At 73.6% G+C, this 15,454-nt stretch carries 15 protein-coding genes, 1 other RNA gene and 1 pseudogene; 10 read left to right on the top strand and 7 right to left on the bottom strand.

The features are described 5' to 3' along the window. The first annotated feature begins 179 nt into the window (after positions 1-179). Complete coding sequence (locus ABD339_RS02510; RefSeq protein WP_344561680.1) at positions 180-1,016, top strand: SDR family oxidoreductase; 837 nt, start codon at positions 180-182, stop codon at positions 1,014-1,016. 113 nt (positions 1,017-1,129) lie between these two features. On the opposite strand, the gene rnpB is transcribed toward ABD339_RS02510, so the two are convergent. The 3 genes and pseudogenes from rnpB to ABD339_RS02525 all read right to left on the bottom strand — a co-directional run bounded on the left by rnpB (position 1,130) and on the right by ABD339_RS02525 (position 3,064). After that, an RNA gene (rnpB, locus tag ABD339_RS02515) (RNase P RNA component class A) lies at positions 1,130-1,543 on the bottom strand. Between the two features lie 61 nt (positions 1,544-1,604). Next, positions 1,605-1,796, bottom strand: coding sequence for a hypothetical protein (locus ABD339_RS02520; protein WP_344561682.1), 192 nt, complete (start codon positions 1,794-1,796; stop codon positions 1,605-1,607). 333 nt (positions 1,797-2,129) lie between these two features. After that, positions 2,130-3,064: pseudogene (locus tag ABD339_RS02525) on the bottom strand (PhzF family phenazine biosynthesis protein). Between the two features lie 447 nt (positions 3,065-3,511). Between ABD339_RS02525 and ABD339_RS02530 the strand changes: the two are divergent. Together ABD339_RS02530 and ABD339_RS02535 are read left to right on the top strand one after the other, a co-directional pair. Beyond that, positions 3,512-4,342: a DUF3152 domain-containing protein gene (locus tag ABD339_RS02530; RefSeq protein ID WP_344561684.1), complete on the top strand. Its 831-nt coding sequence runs from the start codon at positions 3,512-3,514 to the stop codon at positions 4,340-4,342. A 183-nt stretch (positions 4,343-4,525) separates the two neighbouring features. Beyond that, positions 4,526-4,933 carry a RidA family protein gene (locus ABD339_RS02535; RefSeq protein ID WP_344561686.1) on the top strand — a complete coding sequence of 136 codons (408 nt, stop codon included), beginning with the start codon at positions 4,526-4,528 and terminating at the stop codon, positions 4,931-4,933. 62 nt (positions 4,934-4,995) lie between these two features. On the opposite strand, the gene ABD339_RS02540 is transcribed toward ABD339_RS02535, so the two are convergent. The 3 genes from ABD339_RS02540 to ABD339_RS02550 all read right to left on the bottom strand — a co-directional run bounded on the left by ABD339_RS02540 (position 4,996) and on the right by ABD339_RS02550 (position 7,322). Beyond that, positions 4,996-5,418 (bottom strand): nitroreductase/quinone reductase family protein, encoded by a 423-nt coding sequence (locus ABD339_RS02540; protein ID WP_344561687.1) that lies wholly within the window; start codon positions 5,416-5,418, stop codon positions 4,996-4,998. A gap of 368 nt (positions 5,419-5,786) precedes the next feature. Further along, complete coding sequence (gene erm / locus ABD339_RS02545; RefSeq protein ID WP_344561689.1) at positions 5,787-6,638, bottom strand: 23S ribosomal RNA methyltransferase Erm; 852 nt, start codon at positions 6,636-6,638, stop codon at positions 5,787-5,789. Between the two features lie 411 nt (positions 6,639-7,049). Beyond that, entirely contained in the window at positions 7,050-7,322 is a 273-nt protein-coding gene (locus ABD339_RS02550) for a hypothetical protein (protein ID WP_344561691.1), read from the bottom strand. 312 nt (positions 7,323-7,634) lie between these two features. Here ABD339_RS02550 and ABD339_RS02555 point away from each other — a divergent pair, with 312 nt between their 5' ends. From ABD339_RS02555 to ABD339_RS02565, 3 genes are all read left to right on the top strand, one after another. Then, positions 7,635-7,838 (top strand): hypothetical protein, encoded by a 204-nt coding sequence (locus ABD339_RS02555; RefSeq protein WP_344561692.1) that lies wholly within the window; start codon positions 7,635-7,637, stop codon positions 7,836-7,838. Between the two features lie 276 nt (positions 7,839-8,114). After that, positions 8,115-9,470 carry a radical SAM protein gene (locus ABD339_RS02560; RefSeq protein ID WP_344561693.1) on the top strand — a complete coding sequence of 452 codons (1,356 nt, stop codon included), beginning with the start codon at positions 8,115-8,117 and terminating at the stop codon, positions 9,468-9,470. Positions 9,471-9,619: 149 nt separating this feature from the next. Next, positions 9,620-10,258, top strand: coding sequence for a dihydrofolate reductase family protein (locus tag ABD339_RS02565; protein WP_344561694.1), 639 nt, complete (start codon positions 9,620-9,622; stop codon positions 10,256-10,258). Between the two features lie 115 nt (positions 10,259-10,373). Here the strand turns inward: ABD339_RS02565 and ABD339_RS02570 are convergent, their stop codons facing one another. After that, positions 10,374-10,889, bottom strand: coding sequence for a DinB family protein (locus tag ABD339_RS02570; RefSeq protein WP_344561696.1), 516 nt, complete (start codon positions 10,887-10,889; stop codon positions 10,374-10,376). A 69-nt stretch (positions 10,890-10,958) separates the two neighbouring features. Here ABD339_RS02570 and ABD339_RS02575 point away from each other — a divergent pair, with 69 nt between their 5' ends. The 4 genes from ABD339_RS02575 to eda all read left to right on the top strand — a co-directional run bounded on the left by ABD339_RS02575 (position 10,959) and on the right by eda (position 15,432). Continuing rightward, positions 10,959-11,882: a GNAT family N-acetyltransferase gene (locus ABD339_RS02575; RefSeq protein ID WP_344561698.1), complete on the top strand. Its 924-nt coding sequence runs from the start codon at positions 10,959-10,961 to the stop codon at positions 11,880-11,882. A 248-nt stretch (positions 11,883-12,130) separates the two neighbouring features. Continuing rightward, positions 12,131-13,591, top strand: coding sequence for an FAD-binding oxidoreductase (locus ABD339_RS02580; protein ID WP_344561700.1), 1,461 nt, complete (start codon positions 12,131-12,133; stop codon positions 13,589-13,591). Positions 13,592-13,679: 88 nt separating this feature from the next. Next, positions 13,680-14,504, top strand: coding sequence for a peroxide stress protein YaaA (gene yaaA, locus ABD339_RS02585; RefSeq protein ID WP_344561702.1), 825 nt, complete (start codon positions 13,680-13,682; stop codon positions 14,502-14,504). Between the two features lie 283 nt (positions 14,505-14,787). Then, a complete protein-coding gene (gene eda, locus ABD339_RS02590) occupies positions 14,788-15,432 on the top strand; it encodes a bifunctional 4-hydroxy-2-oxoglutarate aldolase/2-dehydro-3-deoxy-phosphogluconate aldolase (protein WP_344561704.1) in 645 nt (214 codons plus the stop codon). Positions 15,433-15,454 lie beyond the last annotated feature (22 nt).

Genomic DNA, 15,454 nt, shown 5'->3' on the forward strand with positions numbered 1-15,454 from the left:
CACATTTGTTCCCCTCCACCCCGTGTTCAGCCGGGCGGAAGCCCAGGTTCACCACCGCGCGGCCGGCGTCGGCGGACAACCATGCGTCCGGGCCCGAGCACTCCACGTCCGTGTGCCGCTCCGCGCGCGAGGCGTCCGTGTGCCGCTCGGCGCGCGGGGCGCCCGCGTACGCTGCGCGCATGACGCAGGAGACATATGGGGTTCCCGAGGGGCCCGAGGCATCCAGGGCGCCCGGGGCGCGGGCGGCAGCGGGCCCAGGGTCCCGGCACCGGATCCGGACGGCCCTGGTGACGGGGGCCGGCTCCGGGATCGGGCGGGCCGTGGCGCTCACGCTGGCGGACGCCGGGTGGTCCCTCGTGCTGGCCGGCCGCACGCCCGGCCCGCTGGAGTCCACCGCCGAACTGGCGGGGAACGGGACGTCCGTGCTGTGCGTGCCCACGGATGTGACCGACCCGGCGGCGGTGACCGCGCTCTTCGAAGCCGTACGCGAGCGCTACGGGCGACTCGACCTGCTCTTCAACAACGCGGGCCGGTTCGGCCCCGCCGTGCCCCTGGAGGAGCTGGCCTGGGAGGAGTGGCGTGCCGTCGTGGACGTCAACCTGCACGGCGCCTTCCTGTGCGCCCAGGGCGCGTTCCGCCTGATGAAGGAGCAACAGCCGCGCGGCGGCCGGATCATCAACAACGGCTCCCTCTCCGCACACACCCCGCGCCCGGACTCCGCGGCCTACACCGCCACCAAGCACGCCCTGACGGGCCTGACCAAGTCCCTCTCCCTGGACGGCCGCCACCACGACATCGCCTGCGGCCAGATCGACATCGGCAACGCCGCGACGGACATGACCGCCCGCATGGCCCACGGTGTCCGCCAGGCCGACGGAGGCCACGCCCCCGAACCCACCATGGACGCCGCCGACGTGGCCCGCACCGTCTTGCACATGGCCGAACTCCCCCTGGAGGCCAACATGCAGTTCGCGACCGTGCTGGCCACGAAAATGCCCTACATCGGCCGCGGCTGACCCACCCGGGAGGGGAGAACGCCCAGCGGACCCGGCGGCCCGGCAGACCCGGCGCGGGAACGGACCGCGCGCAACGCGCGGCGAGGCGGTGAGGCGGTGAGGCGGTGAGGCGGCGGACGAGTCGGCCTCTAAGCCGGGTTCTGTCTCCCGGGCACCTCGCGGTGGCCGGGGAGACGGCCATCCATCTAGGACCGGTGTTGCCACCGGCCTCGTGCGGTCTACCCGCGAACTCGGACGGGCCGCCCTCGAACATCCGCGCAGGGCCGCGTCGCCACGGCCCCTCTTGACCTTGCTCCGGATGGGGTTTACCTAGCCGCCCAGGTCACCCTGGGCGCTGGTGGTCTCTTACACCACCGTTTCACCCTTACCGGGCGCCGCCCGAAGACGGGCCCGGCGGTCTGTTTTCTGTGGCACTGTCCCGCGGGTCACCCCGGGTGGGCGTTACCCACCATCCTGCCCTGTGGAGCCCGGACTTTCCTCGGCGGAGAGTGCGAAGCACCCCCCGACGCGGCCGTCCGGCCGGCTCGTCCGCCGTGCCCTCCATCGTACCGTCGGCGCGTCAGGGACGGTGCCACAGGTCGTCCGGGGTCAGCTCCGCCGGGGTGCGGTGGCCCGGTGGGCGGCCCCGGATCCGGCCGAGCCCGCGACGTAGCCGAGGGCCCCGGCGTCCAGGTGGTCACGGGCCGAGACGCCGAGCGCGGTCGCCTCGCTGGTGAACGGCGCCACGCGGCCTTCCAGCCCGTGCGGATGGATCTCGTTCTGGTAGTTCGCGACATTCACCGCGGCGGGGCGGGGGCCCGGCGGGCGGGGCCGGGGGCAGGCGCGGACTCGGACTCGGGCACAGGCACGGGGCGGCGGCTCCTTCGGCGTAGGGCCTGCGGTCGCGCAGCGGGGCGCGTGCGCCGCGCCACCGCGCCCCGCAGCCTGCTGCGCGCCGCCCCGCAGGGCACCACCGCGACCGCCCCACCACGTGATCTCCGTCTCGGCCGGGACGGTTGCGCGGGCCCCCGGCCCAGGCAGCCGCCGGGCCTCGTCCACCTCGCGGGGGCGGGCGCTGGCGCGGGTGCGGGTTCCGGGCTCGGCGGCGGCGGTGGCGGGGTCCGTTCCCCGGGGTCAGCCGATGCGGGCGGCCGTGCCCGAGACGTGGACGCGGGGGTCGCCCGCGCGCAACTCGACGGTCAGCTCGCCGGGGCGGCCGCCCATGTCCTCGCCCTGGTGCAGGGTGAAGCGGGACTCCGCCGGGACGAGGCCCAGTTCACGCGCGTACCCGCCGAAGGCGGCCGCCGCCGCGCCCGTGGCCGGGTCCTCGCGTACGCCGCCCACGGGGAAGGGGTCGCGCACGTGGAAGACGCCGGCGGACTCCCGCCACACCAGCTGGAGCGTGGTCAGGCCGAGCCGCAGCATCAGGTCCTTCAGCCGCTCGAAGTCGTAGTCCGACGCGGCCAGTCGCTCGCGGGTGGTGACGGCGGGCACCAGGTGGTCGTTGCCGCCGAAGGCGATACGGGGAGGAATTGCCGGGTCCAGGTCGCTCTCGGCCCAGCCCGGCGCGGCCAGCGCCTCAGCCAGGTCGCCGTCCTCGACGGGCTTGCTGTGCGGTTCGACGCTGCTGAGCGTCGCTCTCGGCACGCCGCCCTCGCCGTCGGCCGTGACGGTGACGGGGATCGGCCCGGCGGGGGTGAGGAACAGCAGTTCACCGGGGCCTATGCGCTCGCCCAGCGCCACGGCCGTCGCGATCGTCGTGTGTCCTCCCCCGGCCTACGGCCGGGAGGTGCCCCCAAGGCGACCTCGTCCAGCGGGCTGAAGTACCGCGTCGTGAAGGCACGCCCCTCGGGCGCCCCTTCGGGTACCCCCTCGGCCCCTTCCGGCGCGGGCGTCAGGAACGCCGTTTCCGAATAACCCACTTCGGCCGCCACCGCCAGCCGCGCCGCGTCGTCGAGCGCGCTCGCGTCGAGCACGACCCCGGCCGGATTGCCGCCGTCCGGATCGGCGGAGAAGGCCGTGCAGCGCAGCACTTCGGTCGAGGCAGCCGCCCCCGGGTGCGTATCCATGCCCTGGCGACTACGCCGGGCCCCCGCTTGTTCCGCGACAGCTCACCCGCCCAGCCGCCACCCCGAAGTGATCACTCTCTGTGTGGGGCCGCACGCCCTCGCACCGATCCGAGACCACTCACCGTGAACTTTTACGGGTGTGCGAGCATCTGACCTTCCGCAGGGGGAGAAGCACCCTCCGCAGATGGGACAGAGCACGATGAACGACCAACACGGCCACAACCGGACCGCCCGCACCTCCGGGGTGCGCGGGCGAACCGCTTGGCGGGTCGGTGGCGCGGGATCGTTTCTCCAGGTGGCCGCCGCCGGCCTCATACCCCACGCCGAGCTGCCGAGATGAGCAGGGCACGGCCCCGCGGGCATGCGACGGCCTCGCACGCAACGCCGCCGCGGGGACGCGGACGCCGCCGTCGGCGCCGTTCGCGGTCACGTTCCGTGGTTCTTGCCGTGACGGGCATCACCGCAGTCACCGTGGCCGCGCTCCTGGGCAGCGGCCTGCTCCCCGAGCACGGCGACGGAGGCGGCAACGGCGACAAGGTGGCGGCCTCGGCGTCCGGCGAATCCGGCGAGTCCGGTAAATCCGGTGACGTGGCGAAGGACGCCTCACCGTCGAGCAGCCCGAAGCCGAAGGATCGCCCCTCCCACAAGCCGTCACCGAGCAACTCCCCCTCTTCCAGCAGCGACGCCGTGGACCCGGACGCGAAGTACCCGGCGGACGGCCCCGGGGAGTTCCGCACGGCGGCCGTCTCCGGAACGCGCATCGGCAGCGCGGGCCGGCTCTTCCGCTACAAGGTCACCGTGGAGGACAACCTGGCGCAGACCCCGGAGGGGGTCTCCAAGGAGGTCCGCCGGGTCCTCGCCGACCCGCGCGGCTGGACGGCCCGCAACGAAGCGTCCTTCCAGCAGGTCACCAGCGGGTCCCACGACTTCACCGTGGTCGTCGCCACCCCCGGCACCGTGGACCGCATGTGCGGGCGCGGCGGTCTCGACACCGGCGGCGAGGTCAACTGCCGGGTGGGCAAGAACGTCATCGTCAACATCAAGCGCTGGCTGCTGGCCAACCCGTACTACCAGCACAGCCTCTCCGACTATCACGCGCTGACGGTCAACCACGAGGTCGGCCACTTCCTCGGCTTCCCGCACCTGGGCTGCCCCGGCAAGGGCAAGCCCGCTCCCGCGATGATGCAGCAGATCAAGGGGCTGCACGGCTGCGTGGCGAACCCGTGGCCGTACGACAGGAACGGCACCTACCTGTCGGGCCCCCCGGCGCGGCCGTGAACAGGCGGATGCCGCCGCGAGCTGCTGGGTCACCGTCAGGTGACCCGGTAACGAAAAAGTGCGTTCTTCCCGGACAGCGCCCGCCCTCCTACGGTCTTTCCGTACGCACAAGAAGCCCCGGGCCGCACGCTCACGGCTCGGGGAAGTGAGCCCGCGGGCTCCCGTCGCGAGGAGACAGACACCATGGCACTCACATTGGTGAACCCCGCCGGACTGCCGGAAGTCGGCGCCTACCACCAGGTATCGGTCGCGAGCGGCTCGAAACTGGTCTTCGTCGCCGGGCAGGTCGCCTGGGATGCCGAAGGGGTGACGGTCGGCGAAGGTGACCTCGCCGCACAGGTCGAGCGGTGCTACCTCAACGTAGGCACCGCACTGGCCGGGGCGGGCGCCTCCTTCGACAACGTGGCGAAACTGACCGTCTACGTCGTGGACTGGACCCCCGACAAGATGCCCCAGTTCATGGAAGGGGTAGCGCGAGCGGCCACGAAGCTGGGCGGCACCCCCGTACCGCCGGGCACGCTGCTCGGTGTCGCGGCGCTGGACGTACCCGAGCACCTGGTCGAGGTCGAGGCCACCGCGGTCCTCGACTGAGCGGGACGACGCGGCCCCCACCGGCCGGCTGCCGGCCCGTCAGCAGGGGGTCAGCCATGGGGTCAGCTCTCCCGCCCGGGACCGGGCTCCGCGTCGTCGAGGTCAACGCGGACGGACAGCAGGCTGGTACCCACCGCACGGACCACCGCGCTGTTGGAGGACGGGAGGGCCTTGAGGCGGGCCTGGGCGTCGTCGTCGGGGAGCGGGTGGGCGGTGCCGGTGTACCACCGCCCCTTGAGGCGGACGCGGACGCGGGGGTCGGCCCTGATGTTGCGTACGTAGTGAGACTGGTCGCCGTGTTCGGATACCAGCCAGAACTCCGCGCCGGTGCGGCGCCCGCCGACCGGGGTGCGGCGCGGCTTCCCGGAGACGCGGCCGGTGGTCTCCAGCAGGATCTGACCCGGCATCCGTACGGTGACGGGGTTGAGGATCCGCCGCTGGAAAGCCGTGACGGCCCGGAACTTCACCCGGCGACAGCCCGACATACGCCTGCTCCCTCGTCCTCTCCCACACCCGGCCGGGCGCAACTCCCGCGCACCACAGCCCTCTTGAACCACACGGTAGCGCTTGAAGCCCGCGCCCGGCCGACCGGATCGGCGGGATACAGCGGGGGCACGGCGCAGGACGGGCCAGGGTCGGGGGCCGGGAGGGGAAAGGGGCCGGGAAGGAGAGGGGAAGGGGCCGGGAGGGGAAGGGGCGGTGGCGGCCCCGCCGCGCTGTCGGCGGGGCCTTCCGTCCACACGCAGCCAGCATGATGGATTCGGATACCGCGAGTCTGGCAGCGGCCACTGACAATCCCCCGAAGCCCGTACGTCACCGCAGGTCAGGGACGGTCAGCCGACGGCGAGGGCAGTCAACGGCGGCTGACGTCCCCGCTCCGCCCCCCGCCCCCGTCCGGTGCCGCGCGCCCGTCCCCTCGCCTTCCCTCTCCCCCGCCCGTGGCCGTGAGCAGATACAGCTCCGCCCACTGGGGCGCCGTCAGAGACTTGGGGAGATCCGTGGGGCGCAGGTTCTGATCCCGCAGCCAGGTGTGGAGCCGGCGGCGGGGCACGCCGGGTGCCGCGGCGGCGACGATCCGCGCGATGCCACGGCCCCTGCCCGTATAGACGCGGTGGACGAAGTCCTGGTAGGCGGCCCGGTGCGCGGGCGCGAGGAGCGGTTCGACGCGGCGGGTGAGGGTCAGCAGACCGCCATCGACGCCCGGCCGGGGCCGGAAGGCGGCGGCGGGCACGCGGGCGACGAGCGTGAAGTCGTACCACGGCCACCACTGCGCCGTCATCATCGTCGCGCCACCGACGCCCGCGCGGCGCCGGGCCACTTCCCACTGGACGAGGAGCACGCCGTCGGTCCAGCCCGGTGCGCGCAGGATCCTGCGGAGCATGGCCGTCGTGCGGTGGAACGGCAGGTTGCCGACGAGGACATGGGGGCTGCGCGGGGCCGCGTAGCGCAGGAAGTCGGCGCCGACGACGGTGGTCGCCGCGTCCGTCCGCCGGTCGAGCCGCGCGGCCCTGCGGCGGTCGATCTCCACGCAGGTCAGCGTCCTGCCCAGCCGTTGCAGGGGCAGGGTCAGCGCACCGTCCCCACTGCCGATCTCCAGGATCGGCCCGCTGGTGCGGGCCACGAGGTCCACGAACGTGCGGATCGTGGCGGGGTCGTCGAGAAAGTTCTGGCCGAGTTCATGACGGCCTTCATGGTGCCTGGGCACAGGTTCTCCGCTGCTTCGGAAGGAACCGGGCAGCACAAAGGCGCCGCCCGGCGCGTACACGCTGAAGCGGCGGAACTCTTCTCTACGAACGAGACAGAGGCACCGCCGCTAGGAGCGGCGGATCCTCATGAAGGCGGTAGCGGCAGCGCAGGCTGCCCCGCACGCGGCGAAGGCGGACATGGGGCAGGACTTTAGCCCCGCCCCGCACCGGGCACCAGCGGATTTCGGTCCGGCGGGGCCGGGGGCGGAGGGGGCGGGGGGCCTGACGGCGGGGTCGAGGCGGGGCCCACCCGTGCGCGGGTACGGAGGGCTCCGGCACGGCCCCCAGGGCATGTCGAAGGGCGCGGCCCCGGGGAACGTGCGGGCCGCGCCCTTGCCAGGCGGGTCTTGCCTTGTCCAGGAGACCGGCGCTCAGCCCCCCAGCAGGATGTCGTACGGGTCCTTCTCGGCCTCCGGGGCGCTCGGCGTGGGCGGCGCCTGGCCGAGGGACGGGCCCTGGGCCGGCCCCTGCGCGGGGGCGTTCGCCGGGGCGTTCGCGGGGTGGGGGGAGGCGGGGGTGGCGCTGTGGGTCTGGTCGCGGCCTTGTTCGTGGTCGTGGCCGGGGCAGGCCGCCGCGGTGCCCGCGGCGGCGAGCAGTGCGGTGGCGGTCAGTGCCGCGGCGGCGAGGGCCGTGCGCTTGCGCATGGGGTGCCTTTCTCTTGTCTCTTGTCTCTTGTCTCGGAACTCGGATCTCGTGCTCAGGTGCCGCGCCCGAGGTCGGGTGGTCCTCGGCCCCGGTTCGCGTCCGGGTGGGCGCGGGCGGTCCGGGGCCGGGGGTCGGGCGGAACAGGGGCGGGCTTGCCCAGGGGGCGGGGTGGGCATTCGGGGGCCGGGGCTGCTTCACCCGGGCGGCCCTCGTCTCCTTCGCCCGAACGGGAGACGGCGGCGGCGCGCCCCCGGGGGTTCCCGCGGACCCCGGGGATGCGATGCGTTGGCCATGGGCGCACGCTGGGGGGTATGACTCCACCGATCGTCGTACACCCACCGTCGGGCAGCGGGGGACGGCGCGTGACCGCGCATGCCGAGAGCCTGGGATTCGCGCACAAGCCCGATGACGTGGTCGAGTTCCTGCGGCGGGCGGGGCTCGACCTCTCGGACATCCAGCTCGACGATCCCAACCTCATCGAGTGGCGGGGCGGCGGCCCGGAAGTGTGGAGCTGAACCAGGGCCAGGGTCTCTCGTCCGGATCTCCGGGTCCGCGACGACAGCTACGGCACCTCGCCGCGTTGTCGGAGCATCCGAATACGCCCAGTAGGAGGAAGCGCCTCCGCCTTGCGAGGCACCGCATCCGACGCCGCGGCCCGACCCACGAAGATCCGAACGAGAGACCCTGGACCAGGGGGCGCGGGCGGGGGAGGCAGGTGTACGGCTCGGTCAGGCGCCGGAGTACCGTCGTGGGAGCCCCCCAGGGCCGCGAAGTGAGGAGCCTGACACACCATGCCGCCAAAGCCGTCCACGCAGCAGGACAACCGGACCGCGCTGATCGAAGACCTGATGGAGCGCTTCCCGCACATCCCTCGCGAGGCGGTGATCAAGGAGGATCTGCTCCGGGGCGGGATGGCCTTCGACGAGTCGGCTCTCAGCGACTCCAGTGATTCCGCGTCCGGCGACGTCAAACCGAAGTCGTACTTCATCTTCTCCTTCGACCACCGCACCCTGCCCGAGCTGGGCGAGGCCGCGCTGCGCCGTCCGCCGGAGGAGATCGTGCTGACCGGCGGCGCCTATGACCTGCGCCGCACCGTGGTCTCGGTCCGGGTCAACCCGGACTCGCCTTACCGCGTGCGGGCGGGCGAGGACGGCTCGCTCGGCCTCTACCTCGACGGGACGCGCATCGCGGACGTCGGCCTGCCGCCGATGCCGGACTACTACCGGCACACGCTCGCCAACGGCAAGTCCGTGATGGAGGTGGCACCCACCATCCAGTGGGGCTACCTGATCTACCTGACGGTCTTCCGGGTGTGCCAGTACTTCGGCGCCAAGGAGGAGTGCCAGTACTGCGACATCAACCACAACTGGCGCCAGCACAAGGCGGCCGGACGGCCGTACACGGGCGTCAAGCCGGTCGAGGAGGTGCTGGAGGCTCTCCAGATCATCTCCGACCACGACACCCTCGGCGCCTCCCGCGCCTACACCCTCACCGGCGGCTCGATCACCTCGCAGGTGCAGGGCAAGGACGAGGCGGACTTCTACGGGCAGTACGCCAAGGCCATCGAGGAGCGCTTCCCGGACCGCTGGACGGGCAAGGTCGTCGCGCAGGCGCTGCCCAAGGAGGACGTCAAGCGCTTCCACGACTACGGCATCAAGATCTACCACCCGAACTTCGAGGTGTGGGACAAGCGGCTCTTCCAGCTGCACTGCCCCGGCAAGGAGCGCTACGTCGGCCGCGAGGAGTGGCACCGGCGCATCCTCGACTCGGCGGACGTCTTCGGCGCGCGCAATGTGATCCCGAACTTCGTGGCGGGCATCGAGATGGCCGAGCCGTTCGGCTTCGGGACGGTTGACGAGGCCATCGCCTCCACCACCGAGGGCCTGGACTTCTTCATGTCGCACGGCATCACGCCCCGCTTCACCACCTGGTGCCCGGAGCCGACGACGCCGCTGGGCAGGACCAACCCGCAGGGCGCGCCGCTGGAGTACCACATCCGGCTGCTGGACGCCTACCGTTCGGCGATGCAGCGGCACGGGCTGTCCTCGCCGCCCGGATACGGTCCGGCGGGCGCGGGCCGCGCCGTCTTCTCCGTCAGCTCCTTCATGGACACGCTGCCCGCCGAGGAGGGAGCGCCGGTCGCCTGAATCCGGCGGTCGGCGCGCGCGTGCCGCCGGATCCGGCGGGCGCGATGAGTTCTGCTCGTGGGGCGGGTCTCTTCCCCGTACGGACCCGTATGGAGGGGTCCGCACGGAAGGGGCCCGCCCTTCTGGACGCGGAGCGAGGAGAGACGACCATGGCGAAGCTGACACTGACCACCTTCCTGTCGCTGGACGGCGTGATGCAGGGGCCGGGCGGCCCCGAGGAGGATCCCCGCGACGGGTTCGATCTCGGTGGCTGGCTGGTGCCGTACGCCGACGAGGCCATGGGGCGGCAGGTGGCCGAGTGGTTCGGCCGTGCGGGCGGCTTCCTGCTGGGGCGGGTGACCTACGAGATCTTCGCGGCGTACTGGCCGCAGGTCAGCGACGAGGAGGACCCGGTGGTCGCCCGGCGCCTCAACTCGCTGCCCAAGTACGTCGCCTCCACCACCTTGGACCACCTGGACTGGAAGGGCTCGACGCTGCTCGGCTCCCTCGCCGGGAACGCCGATGACACCCGTAACACAGTGGAGGCCGTACGCCGGCTGAAGGAGCAGCCGGGTGACGAGTTGCAGATCCACGGCAGCGGCGCCCTGGCCCGCTCCCTGATGGAGCACGACCTGATCGACGAGTACCGCCTGCTGGTCTACCCCGTGGTCCTGGGCAGGGGCCGCCACCTGTTCGCCGACGGCGCGGTGCCCACGGCCCTGCGCCTGCTGGAGTCGGACACGACCCCGGCGGGCGTGGCCGTGCACACCTACGTCCCCGAGGGGCGGCCGACGTTCGGTTCGATGTGACACCCGCCGACGGGCGCAGGGCACACGGAGCGCGCAAGGCATACGGAGCACGCAAGGCGCACACAGCGCGCGGGGCGCGCCGAGCGGGTGGCGACGGCGGGGCCCGGCGCGCCGCTCAGCGGCCGGTGGCCCCGTCCGTCTGTTCGCGGAGGATGTCCGCGTGGCCCGCGTGGCGGGCGGTTTCCTCGATCATGTGGACGAGCACCCAGCGCAGCGAGGGCGGCGGGCTGTCACGGAGCGAACGGGCGCCGGGCCGGGAGAGGTCGTCGCAGGCCGCGACGATCTCGTCGGCCCTGCGGCTCGCGTCCTGGTAGGCGGCGATGAGGCTCGCCGCCGTCTCGCCCGGCGCCGGGGGCTCGCTGTCGGAGGCGGGTCCGCCCTCGCCCTTTCCGGCGTAGGCCCACTCGAACCAGTTCTCCTCCACCACCGTCAGATGCTTGATCAGCCCGAGCAGGCTGGTGCCGGACGGGACGCCGGGGGTCAGCCCCACCTCGTCCGTCACACCGGCGGCCTTGGCGATCACCGCTTCCCTCAGATAGCCGAGGAAGGTCCTCAGCGTCTCGCTCTCCCCGCCGTCCACCAGGGGCGGGCTCACATCTCCTCGTGCGGAAAACCCGGTCACATCAGTCATGCCGCCGACTGTAACCGGAGAGCCGGGAATTGAGTGGCGGGTGCGGGAGGGTGCTGGTTGGGTGCGGGGGTGACGTCTGCCGTTGATCCGCTGCGCCGTGTCGAGACCTATCTGGATGCCGTGCCGCGGGTGTCGGGCCGCGCGGAGGACTTCGGTCCGCTCACCCTGTTCGTGGCCGACGAGGGCGCCCCGTTCCCCTACTGCGCGCGGCCCGCCGTGGTCGCTCCCGGCCGTGTCGCACACCCCGGCCCCGGCCCTGATGACGTGTGGCGGGTGCGCGAGCGGCAGCGCCGGCTGGGGGTGCCGGAGAGCTTCGAGTGGATCGGCGAACACGCGCCGGGGCTGCGCGCCGCCGCCGGGAAGGCGGGGCTGCGGGTGTGGGAGCGGCCGTTGATGGTGTTGGACACCGCCGGAGCCGACGCGCACGCTGCCGCTCCGCCGGGGCTCGGCGCCGAGGGCCCTGGGCTCGGCACCGAGGTGCCTGGATGCGGCCGCTCGGTGCCGGGGGCCGTGGTGCGGGTGCTGGGGGCCGGGGATCCGGCGCTGCCGGGTGCGCTGGCCGTGCCGTATCTCGCCTTCGCCGAGGCGCCGCCCGGCGGCGGACGCGGCAGTCCGCTGCGGCTGGAGGACGCCGTGGGGCTGTATGTCACCCCGTGGACGCTGGCCCGCGCCCGTGACCGCGTCCGCGCGGGTCACACCGTCGTCGCCGCCGCGCTCGACGACGCGGGAGTGCCCCTGTGCGCGGGCCAGTTGCTGCCGCTGGGCGGGACCACGGAGCTGGTCGGCATCGGCACGCTGCCCGCCGTACGCCGTCGCGGGCTGGGTGCGGCCGTCACCGCCGCGCTGGTCGCCGAGGCGCGTCGGCTCGGCCTGACCACGGTCTTCCTGACGGCCAACGACGAACGAGCCGCCCAGCTCTACGCCCGGCACGGCTTCCGCACCGCCGCCACGGCCTGCTTCGCGCAGCCCGCACCCGGGGGCGGCGCCGGGTGACCGCGCCCGGGCCGCGGACCGGGTACACCTGACCGGACGTCAGCGGGAACACGGCGCGGGCGCCCGCCAGTTGTCCCGGGGCAAGACAGGGGCGGACGCACATGCCGACGCCGACACACACGATGATGCCGACGCACACGAGGACACCGATGCGCACACGGCCGCGACCGACGCCCACGGCGAGACGGGCAGCGACGGCGGGGCGTACGGGGATGACGGGGACTACCGGTATGGCGGGGACGGCGGGCATGACGGGGATCAGGGCATACGGTGACGCGAAGGGCGCCGCGTGGGCCGCGCTCGGTTCGGGCCTGGACGGCACGCTGCTGCGCCCCGGCGACCGCGACTACACGGCGGCCCGCAAGCTGTTCAACTCCCGCTTCGACGCGGTGCGTCCGGCCGCCGTCGCCTACTGCGCGGGGCCCGGCGACATAGCCGAGTGCCTGGCCTTCGCGCGCGGCCACGGGATACCCGTCTCCGTCCGCAGCGGGGGCCACTCCCCCGCCGGCTGGTCCAGCGGCCGGGACCGGCTCGTCATCGACGTGCAGATGATGGCGAAGGTGACGGCCTCGGGCCGGTCGGCGACGGCCGGCGCGGGCGCCAAACTCATCGACGTATACAGCGCGTTGAGCGCCCACAAGCGCACCGTACCGGCCGGGACCTGTCCCACCCTCGGGGTCTCCGGACTGGCGCTGGGGGGCGGAATCGGCGCGGTCTCGCGCGCCTACGGGCTGACGTCCGACAGCGTGACGGGCGTCCGGCTCGTCACCGCCGACGGCAGGCTGCGCGAGGCCGGCGCCGAAGCGGAGGCCGACTTGTTCTGGGCGCTGCGCGGCGGGGGGAACGCGCAGTTCGGCGTGGTCACCTCGCTCGACTTCCGCACTCAAGTGGCGCCCCCCTGCGTGACGTTCTTCCTCCACTGGCCGTGGTCCACGGCCGGTGCCGTGCTGCGCGAATGGCAGCGCTGGGCCCCGATGGCCCCCGAGGAGATCGGCGCCAACCTCCATCTGACGGCACCCGCGGGCGGCAGGCCCGGCAGCGTGCGGGTGGGCGGGCTGTCGCTGGGCGCCCGCCGCGAACTGGAGAACCAGCTCGACCGGCTCGCCGGCCGGATCCGCGTACCGGCCTCCGATGTGTCGCTGCGGCGGCACTCGTTCCTCGACGCCATGAAGATGATGGGCGGCGTCTCCGGCTGGACCCTGGCCCAGGCCCACCAGCGCGGCACCCTGCCGGGCCGGACGAAGCGGGGGCGGGTGGTGCGCGAGTCGTACGCGGCGCGCTCGCACTTCTTCACCCGCCCGCTCCCGCCCCCCGGAATCCGCGCCCTGCTCGCCCGGGTCGAGCGGCTGGCCGGGCTGAGCGGCGGCGGCGCGGGAATGGTCGCGCTGGACGCGCTGGGCGGGGCCGTCAGCCGGGTGCGGCCGGACGCGACGGCGTTCGTCCACCGCGACGCGCGCTTCCTCGCCCGCTACTTCACGTCCTGGCCGGACCGCACACCGGCCCCCGCCGTCGCGGAGCACCGCGAATGGCTGGATGGCACCCACGCGGCGATGCACGGCTGGGCCGGTGCGGGCGCCTACCAGAACTACCCGGACCCGGCGCTGCGGGATTGGCGGCACGCCTATTACGGCGCCAACGCGGACCGCCTGACGAAACTCAAGGCCCTCTACGACCCGGACCGCCTCTTCGCCACCCCCCAGACGCTGTGACCTCCGCTTACCACGGCCCCGTCTTCCTGTGAGCCGGGCCCGTACGCTGGGGCGCCTACCGTCGTCGTACGTACCGAGGAGTTCCGCCGTGCTCGTGCTGTTGCCGCCGTCCGAGGGGAAGGCCGAGGGCGGCCGGGGCCGTCCGCTGGACCTGGCGTCGCTCTCGCTGCCGGGGCTGACGCCGGCGCGCGAGCGGGTGCTGGACGAGTTGGTGGCCCTGTGCTCCGGGGCGGCCGGAGCCCCCGGGCCCGCCGGGTCCCCGGAAGATACGGCCAAGGCCCGTGAGGTGCTGGGGTTGAGCGAGGGGCTGCGCGGCGAAGTCGTCAAGAACGCGGCGCTGCGCACGGCGCCCGCCCGCCCCGCCGGGGAGATCTACACCGGTGTCCTCTACGACGCGCTCGGCCTGGCCACGCTCGGTCCGGCGGCCAAGCGCCGCGCGGCGCGCTCGCTGCTGGTCTTCTCGGCGCTGTGGGGCGCGGTCGGGATCAAGGACCGTATCCCCTCCTACCGGCTGTCGGGCGGCGTGAAGCTGCCGGGGACGGGGCCGCTCGGCGCCTACTGGCGCGGCCCGCTGGAGTCGGCGTTGCCGGAGGCCGCCGGCGGGGGCCTGGTGCTGGATCTGCGCTCCTCGGCGTACGCGAACATGTGGAAGCCGAAGGGCGAGCAGGCGCGGCGGACGGCGACGGTGCGGGTGCTCCAGTCGCGGCTGGTGGACGGGGTGGAGAAGCGCTCGGTGGTCAGCCACTTCAACAAGGCGACCAAGGGCCGCATCGTGCGCGCCCTGCTGGAGGCGGGCGCGGCCCCGAAGACCCCGGCGGAGCTGGCCGGGACGCTGCGCGAGCTGGGATACGCGGTGGAGGGCGACGGAGAGCCGGGCGCAACGGCGCTGGACGTCATCGTCACAGAGCTGTAGCGGCTCCGCCGCAGGTCCCGGCTGCGACCTGTCCGGCAGATCCTTGTGCTGCCCTCTTTCGTGGCGCTCGGGAAGTGGTGCCCCTGTCTGTGCCGGGCGGGGTGCGGGTCTCTCCCGAACTCTTCGAGCAGGGAGGTACCCCCAGGCCGGGCACGCCCACGCGGCGGAGCCGCATACATGACACAGCCTCGCGCCCCTTCGGGTCGCGCCCCTTCGCGCGCAGGCGTTGCAATATGCGCAACCACCATTGCGGGTATTGCTGCCCGGCGGGCAGGATACGCACATGACTGCCTCCGCCGCCCCGGGCCCGTCCGTGCTCGATCTCGCTCCCGTCATCCCCGTCGTCGTCCTGGAGGACGCGGCGGATGCCGTGCCGCTCGCGCGCGCCCTGGTGGACGGGGGGCTGCCGGCGATCGAGGTGACGTTGCGGACGCCGGCCGCGCACGAGGCGATACGGGCCATCGCCGCCGAGGTTCCCGAGGCGGTCGTGGGCGCCGGTACGGTCCTGGGCGCCGCACAGGTGCGGACGGCGGCCGAGGCGGGGGCGCGGTTCCTCGTCAGCCCCGGGTGGACGGACGCGCTGCTGGCGGCGCTGCGCGGGTCGGGCCTGCCGTTCCTGCCGGGGGTGGCCACGGCCTCGGAGGTGCTGGGGCTGCTGGAGCGCGGGGTGACGGAGATGAAGTTCTTCCCGGCGGAGGCCGCCGGTGGCCTCCCCTACCTCAAGTCGCTGGCCTCTCCCCTGCCCCGGGCCCGCTTCTGCCCGACGGGCGGCATCGGCGCGGGCAACGCGGCCGACTACCTGGCGCTGCCCAACGTCGCCTGTGTGGGCGGCACATGGATGCTGCCCCCGGACGCGCTCTCGGCCAGGGACTGGGACCGCGTCCGCGCGCTGGCGGCCGAGGCCGCGGCGCTGCGCACCGCCGGATAGCCGCCGCCGGACAGCCGCCGCC

It is taken from the genome of Streptomyces axinellae (assembly GCF_039532135.1).
Taxonomy (GTDB): domain Bacteria; phylum Actinomycetota; class Actinomycetes; order Streptomycetales; family Streptomycetaceae; genus Streptomyces; species Streptomyces axinellae.